This window comes from Streptosporangium sp. NPDC002524 (assembly GCF_040295985.1).
GTDB lineage: Bacteria > Actinomycetota > Actinomycetes > Streptosporangiales > Streptosporangiaceae > Streptosporangium.
The window spans coordinates 27,447-46,555 of record NZ_JBEOWK010000044.1; the positions used below are offsets into that span (position 1 = coordinate 27,447).

Genomic DNA, 19,109 nt, shown 5'->3' on the forward strand with positions numbered 1-19,109 from the left:
AACCCGGTCCATGACAAGGCGGACAGGGATCACAGAGGCCCCGTGTCGCGCCGGTCCCGGGCCGGTGACTGCCCGCCGTACCACGAAGGGGTGACACCGGCGGCGGTGGACGGTATCGAGTCGCTGCTCCTCAGCGGGGTGCGCGCCCGGTGCGTCGACGGTGACCTGCGGTCCAGCCGGGAGTGCTTCGACGCGGCGTACCGCATGGCCGAGAGCGAGGGCGACGGTCAGGCGATGGCCGTCGCGGCGCTGGGGCTGTCCGGTCTGTGGGTGCACGAACACCGAGGTGTGATGGCCGCCGCGTCGATCGAGGCGCGCCTGCGGCACGCGTTGTCGGTGGTGGACCCGCGGTCGCCGGAGGCCCTCCGGCTCAGGGTACGGCTGGCCGCCGAGGCCGACTACCGGTCGGGCGGGCACACCGCCGTCCTCGCCATGCTGGAGGAGGCGAGGCGGGCGGACGATCCGACGGCGTGGACCGAGGCGGTCAGCCTGGCCCACCACTGCTTCCTGGGACCCGGCCAGAGCGAGACGCGCCACGAACTCGCCAGGGAACTGGTCGCCGCGGGGTTCCGGACCTCGTGCCGCGGCGATCTGCTGATGGGACTGCTGTGGCGCACCGTCGACCACGTTCTCGACGCGGACCCGCACGCGGAACGCCACCTGGCGGAGCTGCGCGGCCTGCTGGCCCAGCGGGACCACCTCGCGGTCGGGTTCGTGGTGCGGGCGATCGAGGTGATGCTCGGCATCCGCGCGGGGCGGCTGGAGCAGGCCGAGGCCGAGGCGGCCGCCTGTGCCGAACAGGGGACGCGGGCCGGTGACGCGGACGCCGCCGGCTGGTACGGCGCGCAGATAGTGGCCATCCGCTGGTACCAGGGCCGCATCGCCGAGCTGGTCCCGATGCTGGCCGAGGAGGTGAACTCGCCGACGCTCAGCGCCGTGGACAACTCCTACCTGGCCGCGCTGGCGGTCGCCGCGGCCACCGCCGGAGACCACCGGCAGGCGGCAGGCGCGCTGGCGCGGCTGGGGGGCGGCGATCTCGCCCTGCTGCCCCGGTCCAGCAGCTGGCTGGTGACCATGCACGGTGTCGTGGAGGCCGCGTACCTGCTGGGGGACGTCGAGGTCTCGGCGGCGGCCTACGAGCTGCTCGGCCCGTTCACCAGGCTTCCGATGGTGGCCAGTCTCGGCGTCGCGTGTTTCGGCTCCGCCCAGCACGCGCTGGGCGTGGCCGCGCTGACCATGGGCGACGCCCAGCGGGCGGCCGAACACCTGCAGATGGCCGTACGGGGCAACCTGGCCATGGGGCACTGGCCGGCGGCGGTCCTGTCGCGCGTGCGGTGGGCGCAGGCGCTGGTGCTTCGGGCCGGGGCCGGAGACGCCGCCGAGGCGGCCCGGCAACTGGAGGTCGCCACGAGCGAGGCGGCCGAGCTGGGCATGGTCCTGCCCGCCGGGGGAGTACCTGGAGGAGGGCCCGGAGGAGGTTCGGGAGGAGAGCCTGGCGGGGGTCCTGAAGGGGGGTCGCACGCCGCGGCCACCGCCGCCGGGCACGGTGGGCGGCCACCCCTCATGGAGTGCAGGCGCGAGGGCCGCCGGTGGCGGATCGGGCTGGGCCCGCGGAGCGTGCACGTCGAGCACAGCCTGGGGATGGCTTACCTCGCGATCCTGCTGGCCAATCCCCGGTACGAGATCCCGGCCATCGAGCTCGCCGCGGGCCCGGTGGCGCGCGACGGGACGGCCGTGGACACCGGCACCGGCTCCGCCCAGCCGGCCCTGGACGAGGAGGCCATCAGGGCCTACCGCAAACGGCTGTCGCTGTTGCAGGAGGAGATCGACGAACACGAGTCGGCCAACGACGTCGTCCGGGCCGAGCGGCTGCGGGCCGAGCGCGACTGGCTGATCGACGAGCTGGCGTCCGCGACCGGCCTGGCCGGACGGACCAGGAACTTCACCGGCAACGAGGAACGCGCCCGCGTCTCGGTCGGTAAGGCCCTCCGGCGCGCCGTCACCCGTGTCGCCGCCGCCGACCCGGTCCTCGGCGAGGAACTGCGCATGACACTCCGCACCGGACGGCTCTGCTGCTACCAGCCGAAATAGCCTCCACCGGCACCGGCTGGCGGCGGCCCTGCGGGATGGTCGATCGGAAGCGCTTGACCTGGAGAGCGGCGGCTCCTGCTCCGTGTCAGGTGTTTTCCATGCGGCCGGAGAATGACCGGCCGGGGGAACGGCTGGAACGACACGGCGACCGGAACGGCGAACACTCGCGCTGTTCGGCGATTCGGCGATTCGCAGATCCGGCGATCCGGCGATTCAGCGGTTCGGTGATTCGGCGAGGAGCCCGGGGTCAGAGCTCGCCGAGCTCGCCGAGCGGTTTCGTCCAGTAGTCCCGGTCGCGGGGCTCGTCCTCGAAGAGGGCGAGCGCGTCGGAGACGGACTGGCCGGGGCCGATGACGACGTGCATGATCTCGTTGAAGGTCTTGAACGCGTCATCGTCACCGACACGCATCTCCATGTGGTTCATGAGCCGGTACCAGTGCTTCTGCTCGTCCTCGATCAGGGGCAGGAGCTGTTCGCGGCTGAGGGTGCGGGCTTCCTCGACGGTGAGCCGTTTGAAGCGTGCCATGCGCTGATTGTTCCACCAGGAAATCCGGCATTCACGGTCTCTCCGTCTCTGTCTCCTTCCTCCGTTTTCTTCTTCGTCTTCGTTCCTGTCCGGTCCACGTATCACGTTCCACTGGTTCGGCGTCCCACGCGGCTCGCAGAACGAACGCGACCCCGCGAGGCCGCACGAGGCGGACCGGTCCGGTGGCGTTGTACGAGGTGAACGCGACCCAGCGAGGTCGTACGAGGTGAACCGGTCCGGTGGCGCCGTCGTGGGCGGCTCGCTACGCCGGGGTCCGGGCCCTCAGGGCCTGGACGAACCAGTCGAGCACCGGCGTCAGGCTCTCCGGGGCCGACCAGCCGTTGATCACCGCGAGCAGCCGGAGGTACGACTCCCTGCGCGGGTCGTTCGCGCTCTCCAGCCGGACCAGCAACCGGCGCCGGAGGTCGGCGTCGTCGGGGCGGCCGACGACGTGCGCGTACCGGGCCATGACCGCCGCGACGACCGGATCGCTCCGGGACGAGGCCGGGGCGATGCCGGCCGCCAGGGCGGGGCCCGCCTGGTCGCGGACCATCGCGACGGGATCGCGGCGCAGGATGGTGGCGCCGTCCCGGGCGCGCTCGGCCGCGTGCTGTTCGGCCAGGTGCCGCATGACGCCGCGAAACTCCGGGTCCTGGGACAGCTCGGCCAGTTCCACCCAGGCCTCGACCTGCTCGGGTTCGGGGTCGTCGGGCAGTTCGGGGGTCATCGAGCGCCTGGCCCCCGCGAATCCGGGGTCGGCGTCCAGGCCGCCGAAGGCGGTGTCGAGGAAGTCGCCGATCAGGCGTCGGCGTTCGTCCTCGGAGAGTTTGGCCAGCTTGTGCATGAGATCCATCTCCTCGGGGGTGGACCCGCGCCTGGTCACCGCCGTCAGCACCGCGCGCCGCAGCCGCAGCGTCCGGATCTGCACCGCCAGTGCCTCGGCGTGCGCCGCGGCGACCTCGGGGAGCGAGATCTCCCGGTCCACGACCCTGCGGATCGTGGGGAGGTCCACCCCCAGGTCGCGCAGCGTCCGTACGAGGTCCAGGCGGGCGACGGCGTCGATGCCGTAGAGGCGGTGACCGGCCGGGCTGCGGCCGGTCGGCGGCACGATCCCGCGATCGGAGTAGAACCGAACGGTCTTGACCGTGAGCCCGGTCCGCCGGGCCAGATCACCGATCGAGTAGAGCGCGTCGCCGTCCATGCCCCCACCTTGGCGCCTCCCTCTAGGGGAGATACAAATCCGCTCACTCCACAGAAGTGCGAACCCGTTCCATTCATGGGCGGTGCGGGCCCGTACGGGAGACACGAGCCCGTACCGAGGGGCGGAGCTCGCTTGCTTCACCGGGAGCGAACCCACTCGCCGACCGGCCGGTGCTCTCTCCTCCACCTGTCGTGACCAACGAGGTGTACGACCCTCGCCGTCTCGTCTCCCGCTTCGCCTCCGAACCTCGAACCTCGAACCTCGGACTTCGGACCCCGAACGCGTGACGCCAGCGGGCCTCGCAGGCCGTACGTGAGCCCACAGCGATGAGAACGGCACCCCCGCATTGGCCCGCACTCGTCAGGATGGACTGGATCGCGAGCTAGGTTGTATATCTAACTAGCTTGCTTTACCTTCTAAGTAGCACAGCATCCAAGGAGGTTCCGATGTCGTTCACCCCCCTGACACTCGTCCTGTCGGGTGTCCTCGTCGGCTATCTGGCCGTCGTCAGTCCCCTGATCGGCAAGCGCACGTACGACAAGCTGGCCCGCTCGCGTGATCGGGACCCGATGGCCTATCGCCGGACGTACGCGTTCTGGTGCGCCGAGCTGTGGGTGCTGGCCGCCGTGGCGCTGCTCGTCGTCGCGGTGGAGCCGGGCCTCGACGCCGCGGGCATCGGCCTGGTGATCAAGGAGCCGCCGAGCGAGGTCCTCGGGGTGATCGTCGGTTTCCTGGTCGCCGCCACGGTCAGCGTGATCGTGTTCAGGCGGCTGGCGGCCAGAGGAGGGTCCGTTCCCGGTCAGGAGGCCGTCGTCCACCTGCTGCCGCGTACCACGGCCGAGCGCTGGTGCGCGGCGGGCCTGGCGGTGACCGCCGGTGTCACCGAGGAGATCGTCTACCGGGGCCTGCTTATCGCGGTCGGCATGGGCGCGCTCGGCCTGAGCGAGGAGGTCGCCGCCCTCGCCGCTCTGGCGGTGTTCGTCGCGGGGCACCTCTACCAGGGATGGCGCGGCATGTTCGCGGTCACTTTGATCGGATTCGCTCTGACCGCGCTCTACCTGAGAACCGGCAGCCTGCTTCTGCCGATCCTGCTGCACGCCCTGATCGACCTTCGCGGCCTGCTGCTGTCCCCGAACCCGCGTCGTGAATCGGCAAGAGAACTCGTCGGTAACTAGGTGAGACTAGTTGGGAACGCCGTCTAGGTAGGATCGCCACCATGACGAGCGACCGACGCGCGAGCTGGCTCAAGGGTGTGCTCGACCTGCTGGTTCTCGCCAGCCTGACGGCCGGTGAGAACTACGGCTACGAGATCGTCAAAGACCTCGCCGAGTCGGGCCTCGGCCAGATCAAGGGGGGCACCCTCTACCCGGTGCTCAACCGGCTGGAGGAGGCGGGGCTGGTCACCGCGGAGTTCCGGGCGACAGAACGCGGACCCGGCCGCCGCTACTACCAGCTCACCGACCAAGGCAGGCAGACGCTCGCCGAGCAGGGCGGGCTCTGGCTGAGCTTCGACGAGTCGGTGCGCGCCGCGCTGGTCAGGGGCGGCGTCGAGGCGCCCGGCCCGGCGCCCTCCCGGCAACGGGAACACGAACACCAACAGGAACACGAACGCGAAGGGGAGCTCCGATGAACCCCGACTCCGGCGAGACAGCCGAGACGGCCGGGACGGCAGAGACGGCTTCCGGTGAGACGGCCCGCGCCTACTTCGACGACCTCGCCGTACTCCTGGCCGAGGCGGGCATGCCGGCCGACCGGGCCGCCGCCACGGTCGGCGAGCTCGCCGGATACCTCGCCGAGAGCGGCGGAGACCCCGAGGAGGAGTTCGGCCCGGCGGCCGAGCTGGCCGGGGAGCTGGCCGGCACCTCGGGCCCGCCCGCCGAGCCCGCCGCGGACGCCCGTACCTGGAGCTGGACCGCCGACCTATTCCACGACGTCAAGATGCTCAACGAGTACGGCGCGCAGGGCTGGGAGGTCGACAGGGTCGACGCGAGGGGCCTGTTCGTCTGCGCCCGCGATCCCGAGCACCCGCAGCAGTGGGAGTACAGCAGGGAGCTGGTCGCGGGCGGCCGCCGCCGGGGCGTTCTCGACCGGCTCACCCCAGATGGCTGGGAACCGTGCGGCACCTGGGTGGGCTTCGAGTACTTCAAGCGTCCCAGGGCCGCCAGCCTGGGGCCCGCCGCGGAGCTGACCGCGCCTCCTCAGGCTCCCGACCGCGGCCTTTTCCTCAGTCCCGGGTTCTACGCCTTCGTCGCCGGTGTCCTCGTCGTACTGGCGCTGGCGATGGCGGCCCTGCTCCGGTTCGGCAAGCTGGACGGCGACATGAGCACCATCCTGGGCCTGCTCTCCGGGGCGGCCGTGGGCGCGCTGATCCCGATGACCGCGTTGTGGATCGCCCGGCGGCGCGACAGGAGGTCCTGAGCCTCGCCCGAAGGCCGGTACGGCCACCGTCTTGTGTGCGATTCCCTGGGAGCAGCGACACGCCCCCGGCAGCCGGGGGCTGGATCCAGAACGTATGGTGTGGGCTTTTGGTGATGGAAGGTCAGGCCAGAGAGTCGAACTCGCCGGACTTGACGCCACCGATGAACGACTTCCACCCGGCGGGGGCGAAGAGCAGCTTGGGACCACCGGGATTCTTGCTGTCACGAACGGCGACCACCCCGGGCAGGTTGGCGGCCACTTCCACACATTGGCCACCGTTCGACCCTGAACGTGATGACTTTTGCCATACGGCGGCACTCAGGTCCATTCCTGCCTCACATCTGCAATCATTTTGAGGGACATGTGATCAGGATAAGCCCATCGTCGTATCGCCTCATATCGGTTCCAAATTGAGGCCACGAGACTCGAATCGGTTGAGACGTGCCCTTCTGCCGAGGAGTCAGCGTGGATCGCGTCCGGCTGCCCGTCCGGAAGCTCAGCGATCATAAACGCTCCCAGCAGGCCTGACAGGCATCGCTGATCGACGAGCTGGATGGAAACAGCAGAGTTCTGGCCAACCTCCAGCAGGTAGTCGAACTGGCCGCGCATCGTCTCAGGCTCCCCAACCGGCCGACGCAGCGCATTGGTGTCGATGAGGGCCAGAAAAAGTGGCGGATTGTCTCGCTCCAGGATGCGTCGACGCTGAACCCGGGCTTCGATGCGTTGCTCCACCTCCTGAGAGGTCATCCGGGGTTCTTGGCTGAGAACGTGACGGGCATAGGACTCCGTCTGGAGAAGGCCGGGGATGAGGAGAGGATCCCAGGAGCGAAGGACGAGAGCGGTCGGCTCGATCTCCTCGACCCAGCTCTGAAACCAGATCGGGCCGCCGGGCTGGGCGAGGATGCGCTGGCGAAGCCGGGTGAAGGCGTTGCCGTCGGCCGTCGCGAATAGCCGATCGAGCTTCTCTGCGTCTGACTTCGACGGTGTGCGGGTGGCGCCTTCCAGGCGGCTGACCTGGGTCTGCGTGCACCCCAGCCGGGAGGCCACGGCGGACTGCGAGAGCTGCGCGGCCTCCCGTAGCCGACGCATCTCGGCACCGAAGCGCACGCGAGGGGATCCGGGGTCGAGGGGCGGCGCACCTTCCATTGCATTTACTCCCGAATTAGAAAAAACGGACTTAGTGGCCAGTCGGCGATATCGAATCCATTCCAGATAGACCAAAGGCTGTCATCATCCGCGCTGGCCCGGATTGCCGATCCGGTAGTCGGTCGACTACCGACAGGGCATTCTAGGCACAGGAATCCTCTTCACGAAAGTGTTGGTAAGCAAGCGGTAAACCACTTTCTCGACCGGAGACGAATCGGGCCGGGTATGAATGAGACGGCCCTCTTTCGATCTCCCGTCGCGGGCATCGGAAAGCATTCGGAAGGTGAAACCATGACGACGAGCGAGCCACCGGCAGCACGGATCACGGCTCTAACCCGCGAGGGCATGTTCCTGCCCTGGCTGACGACGGTGATCGGCGTGACCTGGCAACTCCCCTTGGTAGACGAACGAGTATGGGAAGGGTGTGGCGAAGGCGGGCCGGGTGGGTAAAGATTGGTACGTCCCGGCGTCCATCACCCCCCGGAGGTCTCGAATGCGCTTTGCCCGGTTACTCGCCGTCGGTCTGGCGCTGGTGATGGTGACCTCGGGATGTGCTTCCGATCCATCCTTGAAGGATGCGGCAGCGGAGTTGCAGAAGGACACGCAACGCCTGGAAGCCGACGACGTGTTCAAGAACCCGCTCATGAATCTACGAATCCTGCAGCGTCCGGACAAGGATCTTTCCTGCGGGGAAGATAAGGTCAAGCGAGTATTGCGGGCAACGGCAGACGAGGAACGCGTCGACGAATCATTGGATTCCCGCCTGGATAAAGCCCAAAGGGTTATGGAGAACACGCTTTCCCGGATCTTGGGCTACAAGGTGGAGTACGACATCACCCAGGTGGATGCCCCGGAGGGGCGGTTCATCTATGGCAGCAAAGAGGTGGGAGTGGTGGTGAACGTTTACGTGGCGCCGGAGGCGCCTACCTGGCGACTCCACGCACAGACCGCTTGCCTTCCACGGTAAAGATGTTTCCGGGTCAGCTCGAGGGTTTCAGTAGGTTTTCGGCCAGGTCGCTGGTCTGGAATCGTGAGGAATGCTCGACCTTTTTGTCGAGGTTTGCGTTATCGTCCATCCAGCTATCGTAAGCGTCTAACTTTTCTTGAAATAGCTGCTCCCATTTCTTGCCGCCGGTGGCTTCGTGCTTGGCCTCGGCCGCGAGTTCGTCATATGTCTTGAGAGTGCCAGTGGTCGTGTTGAGGAGTTCCGCAGGGGGATCGCTCGCCGGGTAGCCGCCACTGTGGAGAAGGTATGCCATCTCATACTTCACGCGTCTGGCCAGGTTCGCGCGGGTCTCGGTGGCCGCTTGAACCTGTGTCTCGAAACTGTCGGCCCACTTATCCGATAGGCCGCTGAAGATGTAAGCCTGGGCAAACTCCCAGCCGACTTCGGCGACCGGCTTCACGAAGCTAACCCCGCCGAGCATCAAACCGACGGTGTTCTTGGTGATGTCTCGGGTCGTATCGGCGATAGCGTCTTCTTCGCCGAGAACGTCTTTCGCTGCCTTGAACGCGACGCTGCCAAAATCACCGAACATCAGTGAAATGTCGCGGAAGTAATCAGTGTTGCCCTGTGCGTCCATTCTGGCGGCGCCCAGTAAGGCGTCATGGCGAAACTTCGCCACCGTCGAGTCGAACGCGTCAGCGACCTTGTCCTCTCCGACGAAGGTCTTCATGAATTGATAGGTATCGCCGGGGCTGAGATAAAACGCGGGGGTCACCCCGGGGAAGGCTTCCCAATGTTCGGGGATCTGCATGCCGGAGGAACGGTCGGCGGCCCTGTCGAAGCGTCCGCCCGAGACCAGCTCATGGACATACGAATTCGCGACCACGCCCATGGAATCCTTGGCAGGCGATGGCAGGTCGGCGCCGAAGGAGCCCGCGGCTTTTATCAGGTCCAGGGCGAAGGTTGCGGCCTCCGGGCTGTGCTGGCCGGCCTTCTCGGTCTTGGCCTCGGTGCCCGCCTCCATCGCCCGGCCGAAGGCGTCGGCCACCTCGTCCCCGGTGCTCATGCCCTTGGCGTAGTCGAGGAACAGCTTCATCTTGTCGACCTGGCTGAGCTTGACGTCGGCCCCGCCCATCCTGGCGAAGGCGTCCCGTACGGCCACGCCGTCTCCGTCGAGCACCTCCAGGCCCATGGCGACCAGGTCTTCGGGCAGGTCGTACTTATTGCCGCCCAGGGATCCGGCGCGCCATTCCTGCGCGGGCCTCTTCGCGAACTCGTCCAGGACCAGTGCGCGGGCCGCCGCGCTGCGGATGGACGAGGGGGCGTTCGCGCCCTTGAGCAGCGCGAGCCGGTTCCACGCGACGATCTTGCCGTCGACCGGTTTGACCAGGTCGTTTCTGACCTTGGCGAACGCCGGGACGAGAGTGGGGGCGTTCAGGGCCGCGCCGAGGGCTTTACTGAAGGCGGCCAGGTCCTGCTTGGCGGTCTTGCCGCCGGTCACCGCGATGATGCTGGGCAGCGCGTCACGGACCTTAGGCGACAGGAGGGCGAAGAAGGCGGCGGCGGCTTGGGGGTTGTCGGCGAGTTTGGCGACGTCGTCGATGTGTTCGTGGATGAGCTTGGCCTGCGACTCGCCGCTGAAGTTCACGAGGATGTCCTCGCCGTACATCCTGGCCAGGCCCTGGGCGAGGTCGTAGTCCTTCAGCTCGTCGGGGAGGCGGATGAGCCCCTGCCCGCCCGCCGCCATCGACGCCGTGCCGCCTGCCCCGCCCAGCTCCGGAGCGCCGTCGCCCAGGGCTTTGATCAGGTCGATCCGGCCGTGGAGCATGGAGACCTGCCTCCCGCCCCAGTCGGCGATGTCGGTGATCTCCCGGAGCGCGGGGGTCTCGACCCCGTTCTGGCGGAGCTTTCCCTCGAACTCCCTGCTGAACGCGGTCAGCCTGTCGGCGGCGCCGCGCAGGGAGGTGGCGAGCTGACCCATCTGCTCGGGGTCGATGCCGCAGAACTCGGCGGTCGATGTCACGGAACGTTCCCCCTCACGGTCATGACCTCACGGTCGCGACCTCACGGTCATGACCTCGCGATCACGACTTCACGGTCATGACGGTCACGTGCGTCCGGCCATCTCCCGGCGCATGGCGTTCGCCTCGGCCTCGGTCACCAGCGGGGGAGAGCGGCGCAACTCCTCCTCGACCGCGTCCACCACGCTCTGGGCGAGCCGTCCGAGCCGTTGGTGCCGCTCTTCCAGCTCGGTGGTCCAGGTGGTGGCCGTCGGCCCCGTCCAGACCTGTCCCGACCGCATCGCCGAGGAGGCGCGCTGGTATGCCTGCCGCACCTCACCGGCCCTGTATTCGGCTTCGACGAGCAATTGCCTCAGCCGTTCGTGCCGGGGACTGGGCACCATCCGCTCGGCCACGCCACCCCCGCCCTTTTCATGACCCCGTGAAGAAGGAAAAAGTCGCATACCAGAGTAGGTATTGATCGTCTAAGTCGGCAAGTCCCGTACCCGGCCGGCATCGCGCTTCCGCCGATGGTGTCCATGGCCATCCGAACGGACGGAACTGGTATTTCGGTCATTCCCTCTCATGTCAGAGCGACTGCTCCACCTACCGTCATCGGAGTAACGCGTGTCGCTATTCGAAAAGCACATCGACGCGATAGAAATCGCCACCAAGACCGCGTACTGGATGTGTTTCGCCGCCGGTTTCGCGCTGCTCCTCGCCGGTCACGCGACCACGCCCATGGCCGTCGTGATCGGCGTCATCTGGCTGTCTCGCGTCATCCTGTACGAGATCCGGCGGACCCGGACGCGCTGGGACCGCGAGAGTGCCGAGGAATCGGAGCTACGTCGCGAGCAACGGCGCGAGTACCGTGAACGAGAGCTGCGCCTCCAGATCCGGCGGCTACAGCGGCCGTACCGTCGATCACGTCGATCACGTCGATCACGTCGATCACGTCGATCATGTTGACTACGTTGACCACGCACCGCCACCCCGATCCCCGTCCCGGCCGGGCCCGCGACGCCACCGGCACCGTGTTTTCGTCGCCACGGTGATCGGGGCGGCGGGGCCGCGTCCCAGGTGTAGGAAGGATGGAGTCGGGTTGTTAGGTTGAGGCTTGCCCGAAATGCCGTTAAAGGGATGCTCAATGTCGGCACCGTCCGTACTTCCCCCCTCTCTCGTGCGCCTGCTGGCGCGGCCCGTGCCTCCCGGAACCCTCTCCGACCTCAAGCACGTCGTCTTCGTCATGCAGGAGAACCGGTCGTTCGACCACTACTTCGGCCGGATGCGCGGGGTGCGCGGCTACGGGGACCGCAACGCGGTGCTCACCCGGGCCCTGCGCCCGGTCTTCGAGCAGGACGAGGTCCTGCCCTTCTCCGTACGGGAGGCCGCCGGGCGCGCGGGAACCGACCCGATGCTGCTCGACACCCACGACCACAGCTGGCTCGGCACCCAGAACGCCTGGGCGATGGGCTGGAACGACGCCTGGGTGCCCAACAAGGGCCCGTCCACGATGGCGTACTACGACCGCGAGGACATCCCGCTCCACTACGGGCTGGCGGACGCGTTCACGATCTGCGACGCCTACCACTGCTCGGTGCTGAGCTCCACGACGCCGAACCGCAACTACCACGTCTCCGGCCACACGGGCCACGAGCCCGGTACCGGACAGCGGGCCGTCGACAACGGCGCCTGCGAGGAGGACGGGCACCCCGGCTACTCCTGGACCACGGTGCCCGAGCTGCTGACCCGGGCCGGGCACTCCTGGCAGGTCTACCAGGAGTGGGACAACTACCAGTGCAACAACCTGGAGTTCTTCGCCACGTTCAAGGCGGTCATGGCGAAACTTGGACAGAGCAGCATGCACTCCTTCTACGAGAAGGTGCGCGCGTCCGAGGACCCCGCGCCGATGCTCGCCGAGCTGGAGGAGAGGGTGGCGCGCCTCGACCCGGCCGACCGGCTGCTCCACGACCGGGCGCTGCGCCGCACCCGGACGGGCGGGCTGGGCGACTGGTTCGCCGCCGACGTGGCGGCCGGACGCCTCCCCGCCGTCTCGTACGTCGTGACCTCGCTCGCCGACTCCGAACACCCGGAGGGGTCCTCGGCAGTGGAGAGCGGGAAGGTCGTCTACCGGATCCTCGACGCGCTGGCGTCGAGCCCGGAGGTGTGGGCGAGTACCGCGGTCTTCATCACCTACGACGAGAACGACGGCTTCTTCGACCACGTCCCCCCGCCCGTCCCGCCCGACGGGACGCCCGGGGAGTTCGTCGCCGGACGGCCGATCGGCCTGGGCATGCGCGTCCCGATGATCGTCGTGTCGCCGTGGAGCGTGGGGGGCCATGTCTGTTCCCAGACGTTCGACCACAGCTCGACGGTCCGGTTCCTGGAGACCTGGCTCGGCATCAGGGCCCCCGACATCAGCCCCTGGAGGCGGACCGTCGCCGGGGACCTCACCTCCGCCTTCGACTTCGCCCGCCCGGAGGCGTGGCCCACGCCGGACTCACCGGAAACCTCGGACTCACCGGACTCATCGGACTCATCGGACTTACCGGAAGCCATGGACTCGCCGGAGGCACAGGAAGCACCGGAGGCGCCGGGAACGCGGGTTTCCGGCGTCCCGGAGAGCACCTCGACCGGCGGGGGAGTCCCGACCGGCCGCTGGTACCCCGAAGCCCCCGCCGAGCAGCGGATGCCGGTCGGAGAACCGGGCGTCAGGCCCGCCCGCGCGCTGCCGTACCGGGTCGACGCCTCGGCGCGGACCAGTGGCCGCGCCGTCGAGATCGCGATGAGCAACACCGGTACGGAGAGCGCGCACCTGGCACTGTACGGCTACATGGGAGAGCTCGTCCGGCCGCTGCACTTCGACGTGCTCGGCCACGCCCGCGAGGCGGTCTACTTCCCGTGTCCCGCCTACACCCTCGTCCTCACCGGGCCGAACGGCTTCCGCAGGGAGTTCCGGGGCGGGACGGACGACCCGGTGGAGACGTCCAGCGAGATCGACGCGGCCACGCGGACGATCGAGATCGCCGTCGTCAACATCGGTGACGAACCGGCCGACGTGACGATCTCGCCCCTCGCCTACGGCGGGACCGCGCGGACGCTGCGGCTCGCGGCGGGGGAGACCGCGTGGGTGCCGTGGCGGGCCGCGACCGGGTGGTACGACCTGTGGATCACCGTCGCCGGGGACACCGGCTTCGCCCGCCGCCTGATGGGGCACATCGAGAACGGCGAGCCCGGCGTCACGGGCTGACGGCGGCCGGGAACGCCGGGGAGAAATGTCGGTGCGCTCTGGTAAACCGTGGGCCATGGGTGTGAGCGTGGATGAATTCCTGGAGATGTTGAAGCAGCTGCCCGAGACCCAGCAGAGCGACGGCGGCGACTGGGTCTCGCTCAAGGTGCGGGGCAAGGGCTTCGGCTACCTGTGGGAGAAGACGGAGACCGTGGGGCTCAAGGCGACGATCGACGAGCAGATCGCGCTGGTGGCGGAGCGGCCGGAGGTGTTCGAGGTCCAGTTCACCATCGGCCGGTTCGGCTGGGTCGTGGTGCACCTCGCGAAGATCGATGCGGACGAGCTGTTCGAGCTGGTCACCGAGGCCTGGTGCCTGACCGCTCCCAAACGGCTCGTCGACGCTCACGAGGCCACCCACCGGCCGTACGCCTGAGGAGTGCGGGAGGCGCGGCGGATCCGGCGGCGTGCCCGTGCGAGGGCGCGGGGATTCCACGGTGACCGGGTTTCGTGTCGCGGTGACGGGCGCACGCGGGTGAGCTCGTCAGGTACGGGGTGACGGGCATACGCGGGTGAACTCGTCAGGTACGGGGTGACGGCGTACGGGGGTGAGCTCGTCAGGTACGGGGTGACGGGCGCGGGCGGGTGGGCTCGTCACGTGCGGGGTGACGCGCGCCCGGGTGAACTCGCCGGATACGGCGAGGCGACAGGGTGCCGGGCACGAGGCAGTGGGGCGCGGGGCGCCGGGCACGAGGCGCCGGGCGCGGGGCGAGAGGGCATGGAGCGACGGGTGGCCCGCCCCCGAGTGCTCGGTGGGCGGGCCGCCCGTCGCTGGGACGGATCTTCCGCGAGCCTTGCCGGGTCCGCCTCGTTCGCCTTGTCCGCCTACGGCCGCCTCGCCCGCCTCGCGGGGAGGCGAGCGTGCGATCCGGCCCTCCCCGCGGTGAGGCGAGTGTGCGGTCCGGGCCCGCCTCGTGAGGGGCGAGCGTGCGGTCCGGATCCGCCTCATCGCGGGGTGAGCGTTCGGCTCGTGGTCACGGTGACGGGATTCCGGCCTTCGGATCCCCGGTATCCCCGGTATCCCCGGTATCCCCGGTATCCCCGGTGGCCGTGTCGGTCACCCGTCGGCCGACTGTCAGTTGTTGATCCCGCGGCCGGTGCCGCTGCCGCCGATGCTGTCGCTGATGCCGCCGCCGACACCGACGCCCCTGCCGGTACCGACACGATCGCGCCCGCGCTCGCTCATGCCCTCGCGTCCGCGCTCGCGCCTGTCTTCACGCCCGCGCTCGCGCCTGTCTTCGCGCATGTTCTCGCGCCTGCGCTCGCCTCTGTCCTCGCGCCCGTACTCCCGTCCGCGCTCGCGCCTGTCTTCGCGCATGTTCTCGCGCCTGCGCTCGCCTCTGTCCTCGCGCCCGTAGTCCCGTCCGTGCTCGCGCCGGTATTCGCGCCGGGCACGGCACCTGTCGGGGTTCTTGTGTTCGCGGCAGGGCTTCAGGACGGAGGTGCCGGCCGGGGTGCTCGCGGCCATGGTGCCCGCGAGGGCGGACGAGGTCGGCATCGCCGCGGGGACGATGAGAGCGGAGGCCATCATGGCTCCGGCCGCGAGGGCGTTCCTGATCATGGTCATGGCAGATCACTCCACGTCGAATCGGTGTCGAATCGGTCGAGCCCTGGGCGATGCCCGGGCTGGCGGAGCGCCGTGCCGCGTCGAGGACGACGTCAACACGATGCGTAACCTACCCTCACGGTAAGTGGGAGGAGCCGCTGGAGTCTGCTAGTGGATCCCAAAGCCTTGGGGCGGTCAGATTACCCGGGGGTAGCGGAAAGGAACGGGAAGGGGACGATCGGTAACACTCGGCTACCGGTTCCCGCCGGAGGCTCGTGCCCCGAAAGGATGCCATCCGAGGCGGGACCGCCAGAGTTCAGTAGATCATCTCTCCCCGATCGCCCGTTTCGCGGGAAGAATCCCGCTGATCCGGGGCTTCTGCGGCGCCGGGTGCCGGTTTCCCCGGCTTCGCGCGCCCGTCGCCCTGCTGGTTTTTCCGGCTCCGCGGGTTCGTCATCGTGCTGGTTTCCCTGGGCTTGCCCCTCCCGGTCTTCCCGGTCTCCCAGGTCTCCCAGGTCTCCCCGGGTCTTACCGTTCGCCGCCGTGCCGGTTTTCCCGCCTTGGCCGGTACACCACCGCCGCCACCTGTCCGTTCCCCCGATCCAGGCCGTCCCTACGCTGGTTCCTCCGGCCCTGGCTATCTCCACGCCGATTTCCCCGGCCTCGCCCGTTCCCCGCCATGCTGGTTCTCCTGCCCGGTGTGGCCTCCGGGCCGTACGGAGTCCGGGCCGTACAGCGTCCGGGGCCGGTATGAGGGCGCCCGGCAAGGCGTCCGCGCCCGTCAGTGAGGAACGCCGGGGTCGAAAGAGGTGTGCAGGGTGGACGAGGCCACGACCCGGCCCGCGACGACGACGTGCCGGGGCGGGGCGTGCCGGGTCAGGGCCTCGCGGAGGGTCCGTCCCTCCAGGACGACCAGATCGGCGGGTGCCCCGGGTTCCAGGCGGTTGACGGGCAGGCCGGCGACCCGTGCGGCGTCGACGGTCACCATGTCGTACAGCCGTTCCAGGGCGGCGTCGGTGCGGGCGTCGAGCAGGTGGGCCGCGAGGAAGGCCACCTCCAGGAGGTTGTGCCGCCCGAACGGGTAGTAGGCGTCCTCGATGTCGTCCTGGCCGAGCGCGACCGGGACCCCGGCGTCGGCCAGCCGGAAGACCGGCAGGTGGAGCGGCCCGGTGTGCGGATCGCTGACGAAACCGAGCCCCGCGGCGCGGCACAGCCCGGCCAGGCGGCGCAGGTACGGCTCCGGGTAGAGCGCCATCGCCCTGGCGTGCTGGGCGCTGCCGCGTCCGATCATGTTCCGCTCCAGCAGCTCCCGCGCCAGCATCTCGGCCGTGCGCAGCCCCGGATCCCCCGCGTCGTCGACCAGCATGGCGACGCGCAGGCCGTGCCGCTGGGCGAGGTCGACCATGCGCCTCACGTGCTCGGCGGCGTCGGCGTCGGTCCACTCGATCCAGGGGATGCCGCCCACCACGTCCGCGCCGAGTCGTACGGCCTCGGTGACGAGTTCCTCGGTCCCGGGTTCGCGGAGCAGACCGTCCTGCGGGAACGCCACCACCCGCACGTCGACCAGGCCGCGGAACTCCTCGCGCAGCGCCAGCAGCGCCTCCAGCCCGGTGAGCCCGGCCTTCGGGTCGATGTCGGCGAAGGCCTGCACCGCCCGGACGCCGTGCCGTACGGACTCCAGGAGCACCGGCCGGGCGCGTTCGAGGACGGATGGCGCGGTCTGGCCGGTCTTGACGGCGGCGGCCGTCTCGATGGCGCCCATCGCGGCTCCCATCGCGCCCCCGGTGTACTCCGAGAGCGCGGCGGGCCCGGCCCTGTCGAGGGTGTGGACCTTGCACAGGTGCAGGTGGGCGTCCACGAACGGCTCGGTGACCAGAGCGCCGTCGGCGTCGAGGGTCACGCCGGTCGCCGGGCCGAGATCGGGGTCGTCCTCGGCGACGAGGCCGATGAGCCCGCCCGTGGCGGCCAGCGACCACCTGCCGGGACGGCCGCGCAGGGTGGCGTTCCTGATGAGGAGGTCCGGAGTGTCCATGACAGCACGGTAGAAGCACGCCGCGAGGACCGTGACGGCCAGACCTGCCAAGCCGCCGTCCGCAACCGACTGTCCAGGTGAAGTCTCCGGGATCGTTGACAGTTGGAAAGCGCTTTCCTATGGTGTTGCTTGTCCGCCAACACGGACGTGTTCACACATGTGAGCGGTGCGCACTCGCTGGGGGGAATCCGGAGCGCAGGTCGTCCAGGCCTGCCGGACCAGCAAGGAGTTCGGCTGTGAAGAGCAGATTCGTCAGGAGGGCCGCCGCCGTCGTCATCGTCGGCGCGGTCGCCGCGTCCGGATGGGCGTTCGGCACCTCCGCCGCCGCGGCCGATCCGGCACCCGGCGCCTACACCCTCGTCAACGCGAGCAGCGGTCTGTGCCTGACCGTCCCCGGTGCCAGCGGCTCCGACGGCGTGCAGCTCACGCAGTCCGGCTGCGGCGCCACCGGCCAGACCTGGAACCTGACCGCCGCCGGAAGCGGGTTCCAGCTCAAGGCCGCGCACAGCGGCAAGTGCGCCGGGGTCCAGGGCGCGAGCACCTCGGCGGGCAAGGCCGTCCAGCAGGAAGGCTGCTCGGGAGCCTCCTCCCAGACGTGGAACCTGACCGCCTCCGGGTCGAACTACCGGGTGGCCAACGCCAACGGCGGCAAGTGCCTCAACACCAAGGACAACTCCACCTCCTCCGGAGCCCTCGTCCAGCAGAACTCCTGCGACTCCGTCGCCACCAAGCAGTGGCGGTTCGCCCCCGCGGGCGGCACGCAGCCGACGCCGACCCCGACCGTCACCCCCACTCCCACCCCCACCCCCACCCCGACGCCCACGGTCACCCCCACCCCCGGCAACCCGGGCAACGCGAGCGGCCTGGTGGGTTTCGCGACCCTCAACAAATATGGCCGCAACGGCACGAACGGCGGCACGGGCGGCCAGACGGTGACCGTCGGCAACTACGCGCAGCTGGCGGCGGCCGTCGCCGACGACACCCCCCGGATCGTCCGCGTGTCGGGCACGATCACCGGTAACGGCACGGACATGCTGGACGTCGGGTCGAACAAGACCATCATCGGCGTCGGGACGAACGCGACGATCAGCGGATTCGGCCTCGACGTCAACGGCTGGGGCCCGGAGGAGGTCGCCTGGGGCGGCGACCTCTGCGACCCCGCCGAGCGGGACAGGTTCACCCACGTGCAGAACGTGATCATCCGGAACCTCTCGTTCAGGAACTCCCCGGACGACTCCGTCAACGTGCAGTGCTACTCCCACCACGTGTGGATCGACCACAACACGTTCTACCCGGCCGCCGACGGCTCGGTGGACATCAAGCGGGGCTCCGACCTGGCGACGGTCTCGTACAACCGCTACGCCGGTACGGACAAGTCGATGCTGCTGGGCCACAGCGACAGCAACGGCTCCCAGGACACCGGCTACCTGAACGTCACCTACCACCACAACTGGTTCGACGGGTCGAACACCCGCCACCCGAGGGTGCGGTTCGGGTACGCCCACGTGTTCGCCAACTACGTGGACGTCGACGACTACTTCATCGGCCTGGGCGTGAACGGCAGGATCTACGCCGAGAGCAACCACGTGAAGGGCGCCAAGACGATCACCGAGGACTTCGGCAACGCGAGCCTCACCTGGGCGAGCAGCAACTACTACGACATCGCCACGATCCGGCGGGCGCAGAGCAGCGGCAGCACCATGAGCGACTGGTTGCGCGCCGACGGAGCCGTCTCGCGGCCGTCGTACTCCTACTCGGCCGGATCCGCCTCCTCCACCCCGCCGTCCGCGGGCGCCGGCGTCGGCGGCGCGGAAACGATCCCCTAGACGAGTAAGTCCGAAGTCTGGTCAGTGATCGTAGGCGATCAATGATCGGGTGATGGGCTGGCCGGTGGCGCGGTTGTGCCAGATCGCGGCG

17 protein-coding genes are annotated in these 19,109 nt (G+C 69.1%); 9 read left to right on the forward strand and 8 right to left on the reverse strand.

Annotation, left to right across the window (positions count from 1 at the left end; genetic code table 11):
- Positions 1-42: 42 nt before the first annotated feature.
- Entirely contained in the window at positions 43-2,091 is a 2,049-nt protein-coding gene (locus tag ABT053_RS41340) for a hypothetical protein (protein WP_350977231.1), read from the forward strand.
- A gap of 247 nt (positions 2,092-2,338) precedes the next feature.
- Here ABT053_RS41340 and ABT053_RS41345 read toward each other — a convergent pair whose 3' ends face one another.
- A complete protein-coding gene (locus tag ABT053_RS41345) occupies positions 2,339-2,617 on the reverse strand; it encodes a hypothetical protein (protein ID WP_350977234.1) in 279 nt (92 codons plus the stop codon).
- A 262-nt stretch (positions 2,618-2,879) separates the two neighbouring features.
- Positions 2,880-3,818 carry a MerR family transcriptional regulator gene (locus ABT053_RS41350; RefSeq protein ID WP_350977236.1) on the reverse strand — a complete coding sequence of 313 codons (939 nt, stop codon included), beginning with the start codon at positions 3,816-3,818 and terminating at the stop codon, positions 2,880-2,882.
- A gap of 446 nt (positions 3,819-4,264) precedes the next feature.
- Between ABT053_RS41350 and ABT053_RS41355 the strand changes: the two genes are divergently transcribed.
- The 3 genes from ABT053_RS41355 to ABT053_RS41365 are packed head-to-tail and all read left to right on the forward strand — an operon-like array spanning position 4,265 to position 6,236.
- The gene (locus ABT053_RS41355; RefSeq protein WP_350977239.1) at positions 4,265-4,993 is read left to right on the forward strand and encodes a CPBP family intramembrane glutamic endopeptidase; all 729 of its coding nucleotides are present in this window, start codon (positions 4,265-4,267) and stop codon (positions 4,991-4,993) included.
- Positions 4,994-5,034: 41 nt separating this feature from the next.
- Positions 5,035-5,448 (forward strand): PadR family transcriptional regulator, encoded by a 414-nt coding sequence (locus ABT053_RS41360; protein WP_350977241.1) that lies wholly within the window; start codon positions 5,035-5,037, stop codon positions 5,446-5,448.
- Entirely contained in the window at positions 5,445-6,236 is a 792-nt protein-coding gene (locus ABT053_RS41365; RefSeq protein WP_350977243.1) for a hypothetical protein, read from the forward strand. The genes ABT053_RS41360 and ABT053_RS41365 overlap by 4 nt, the downstream gene beginning before the upstream one ends.
- A gap of 121 nt (positions 6,237-6,357) precedes the next feature.
- Here the strand turns inward: ABT053_RS41365 and ABT053_RS41370 are convergent, their stop codons facing one another.
- Both ABT053_RS41370 and ABT053_RS41375 read right to left on the reverse strand, forming a co-directional pair.
- On the reverse strand, positions 6,358-6,564 hold the full coding sequence (locus ABT053_RS41370; protein WP_350977245.1) for a DUF397 domain-containing protein: 207 nt from the start codon (positions 6,562-6,564) through the stop codon (positions 6,358-6,360).
- Positions 6,555-7,457 carry a helix-turn-helix domain-containing protein gene (locus tag ABT053_RS41375; protein ID WP_350977248.1) on the reverse strand — a complete coding sequence of 301 codons (903 nt, stop codon included), beginning with the start codon at positions 7,455-7,457 and terminating at the stop codon, positions 6,555-6,557. The genes ABT053_RS41370 and ABT053_RS41375 overlap by 10 nt, the downstream gene beginning before the upstream one ends.
- A 418-nt stretch (positions 7,458-7,875) precedes the next feature.
- Here ABT053_RS41375 and ABT053_RS41380 point away from each other — a divergent pair, with 418 nt between their 5' ends.
- The gene (locus tag ABT053_RS41380) at positions 7,876-8,349 is read left to right on the forward strand and encodes a hypothetical protein (RefSeq protein ID WP_350977250.1); all 474 of its coding nucleotides are present in this window, start codon (positions 7,876-7,878) and stop codon (positions 8,347-8,349) included.
- Positions 8,350-8,362: 13 nt separating this feature from the next.
- Here the strand turns inward: ABT053_RS41380 and ABT053_RS41385 are convergent, their stop codons facing one another.
- Together ABT053_RS41385 and ABT053_RS41390 are read right to left on the reverse strand one after the other, a co-directional pair.
- Complete coding sequence (locus tag ABT053_RS41385; protein WP_350977251.1) at positions 8,363-10,351, reverse strand: hypothetical protein; 1,989 nt, start codon at positions 10,349-10,351, stop codon at positions 8,363-8,365.
- 84 nt (positions 10,352-10,435) lie between these two features.
- A complete protein-coding gene (locus tag ABT053_RS41390) occupies positions 10,436-10,744 on the reverse strand; it encodes a hypothetical protein (protein ID WP_350977253.1) in 309 nt (102 codons plus the stop codon).
- Between the two features lie 211 nt (positions 10,745-10,955).
- Here ABT053_RS41390 and ABT053_RS41395 point away from each other — a divergent pair, with 211 nt between their 5' ends.
- The 3 genes from ABT053_RS41395 to ABT053_RS41405 all read left to right on the forward strand — a co-directional run bounded on the left by ABT053_RS41395 (position 10,956) and on the right by ABT053_RS41405 (position 13,990).
- Positions 10,956-11,297: a hypothetical protein gene (locus ABT053_RS41395; protein WP_350977256.1), complete on the forward strand. Its 342-nt coding sequence runs from the start codon at positions 10,956-10,958 to the stop codon at positions 11,295-11,297.
- A gap of 178 nt (positions 11,298-11,475) precedes the next feature.
- Positions 11,476-13,578, forward strand: coding sequence for an alkaline phosphatase family protein (locus tag ABT053_RS41400; RefSeq protein WP_350977259.1), 2,103 nt, complete (start codon positions 11,476-11,478; stop codon positions 13,576-13,578).
- 55 nt (positions 13,579-13,633) lie between these two features.
- The gene (locus ABT053_RS41405; RefSeq protein WP_350977261.1) at positions 13,634-13,990 is read left to right on the forward strand and encodes an MmcQ/YjbR family DNA-binding protein; all 357 of its coding nucleotides are present in this window, start codon (positions 13,634-13,636) and stop codon (positions 13,988-13,990) included.
- Between the two features lie 699 nt (positions 13,991-14,689).
- On the opposite strand, the gene ABT053_RS41410 is transcribed toward ABT053_RS41405, so the two are convergent.
- Complete coding sequence (locus ABT053_RS41410; RefSeq protein WP_350977262.1) at positions 14,690-15,181, reverse strand: hypothetical protein; 492 nt, start codon at positions 15,179-15,181, stop codon at positions 14,690-14,692.
- A 760-nt stretch (positions 15,182-15,941) separates the two neighbouring features.
- Complete coding sequence (locus ABT053_RS41415) at positions 15,942-17,192, reverse strand: amidohydrolase family protein (protein ID WP_350977263.1); 1,251 nt, start codon at positions 17,190-17,192, stop codon at positions 15,942-15,944.
- A 236-nt stretch (positions 17,193-17,428) separates the two neighbouring features.
- Here ABT053_RS41415 and ABT053_RS41420 point away from each other — a divergent pair, with 236 nt between their 5' ends.
- Positions 17,429-19,018, forward strand: a complete 1,590-nt coding sequence (locus ABT053_RS41420) for an RICIN domain-containing protein (RefSeq protein ID WP_350977264.1) — start codon at positions 17,429-17,431, stop codon at positions 19,016-19,018.
- Positions 19,019-19,109: the final 91 nt, after the last annotated feature.

Bases quoted from the DNA above. Each gene is read 5' to 3' on its own strand.
- ABT053_RS41380 (WP_350977250.1), top strand. From the start codon at position 7,876: ATGCGCTTTGCCCGGTTACTCGCCGTCGGTCTGGCGCTGGTGATGGTG.
- ABT053_RS41350 (WP_350977236.1), bottom strand. From the start codon at position 3,818: ATGGACGGCGACGCGCTCTACTCGATCGGTGATCTGGCCCGGCGGACC.
- ABT053_RS41365 (WP_350977243.1), top strand. From the start codon at position 5,445: ATGAACCCCGACTCCGGCGAGACAGCCGAGACGGCCGGGACGGCAGAG.
- ABT053_RS41415 (WP_350977263.1), bottom strand. From the start codon at position 17,192: ATGGACACTCCGGACCTCCTCATCAGGAACGCCACCCTGCGCGGCCGT.
- ABT053_RS41370 (WP_350977245.1), bottom strand. From the start codon at position 6,564: ATGGACCTGAGTGCCGCCGTATGGCAAAAGTCATCACGTTCAGGGTCG.
- ABT053_RS41345 (WP_350977234.1), bottom strand. From the start codon at position 2,617: ATGGCACGCTTCAAACGGCTCACCGTCGAGGAAGCCCGCACCCTCAGC.
- ABT053_RS41400 (WP_350977259.1), top strand. From the start codon at position 11,476: ATGTCGGCACCGTCCGTACTTCCCCCCTCTCTCGTGCGCCTGCTGGCG.
- ABT053_RS41405 (WP_350977261.1), top strand. From the start codon at position 13,634: ATGGGTGTGAGCGTGGATGAATTCCTGGAGATGTTGAAGCAGCTGCCC.
- ABT053_RS41355 (WP_350977239.1), top strand. From the start codon at position 4,265: ATGTCGTTCACCCCCCTGACACTCGTCCTGTCGGGTGTCCTCGTCGGC.
- ABT053_RS41410 (WP_350977262.1), bottom strand. From the start codon at position 15,181: ATGACCATGATCAGGAACGCCCTCGCGGCCGGAGCCATGATGGCCTCC.
- ABT053_RS41360 (WP_350977241.1), top strand. From the start codon at position 5,035: ATGACGAGCGACCGACGCGCGAGCTGGCTCAAGGGTGTGCTCGACCTG.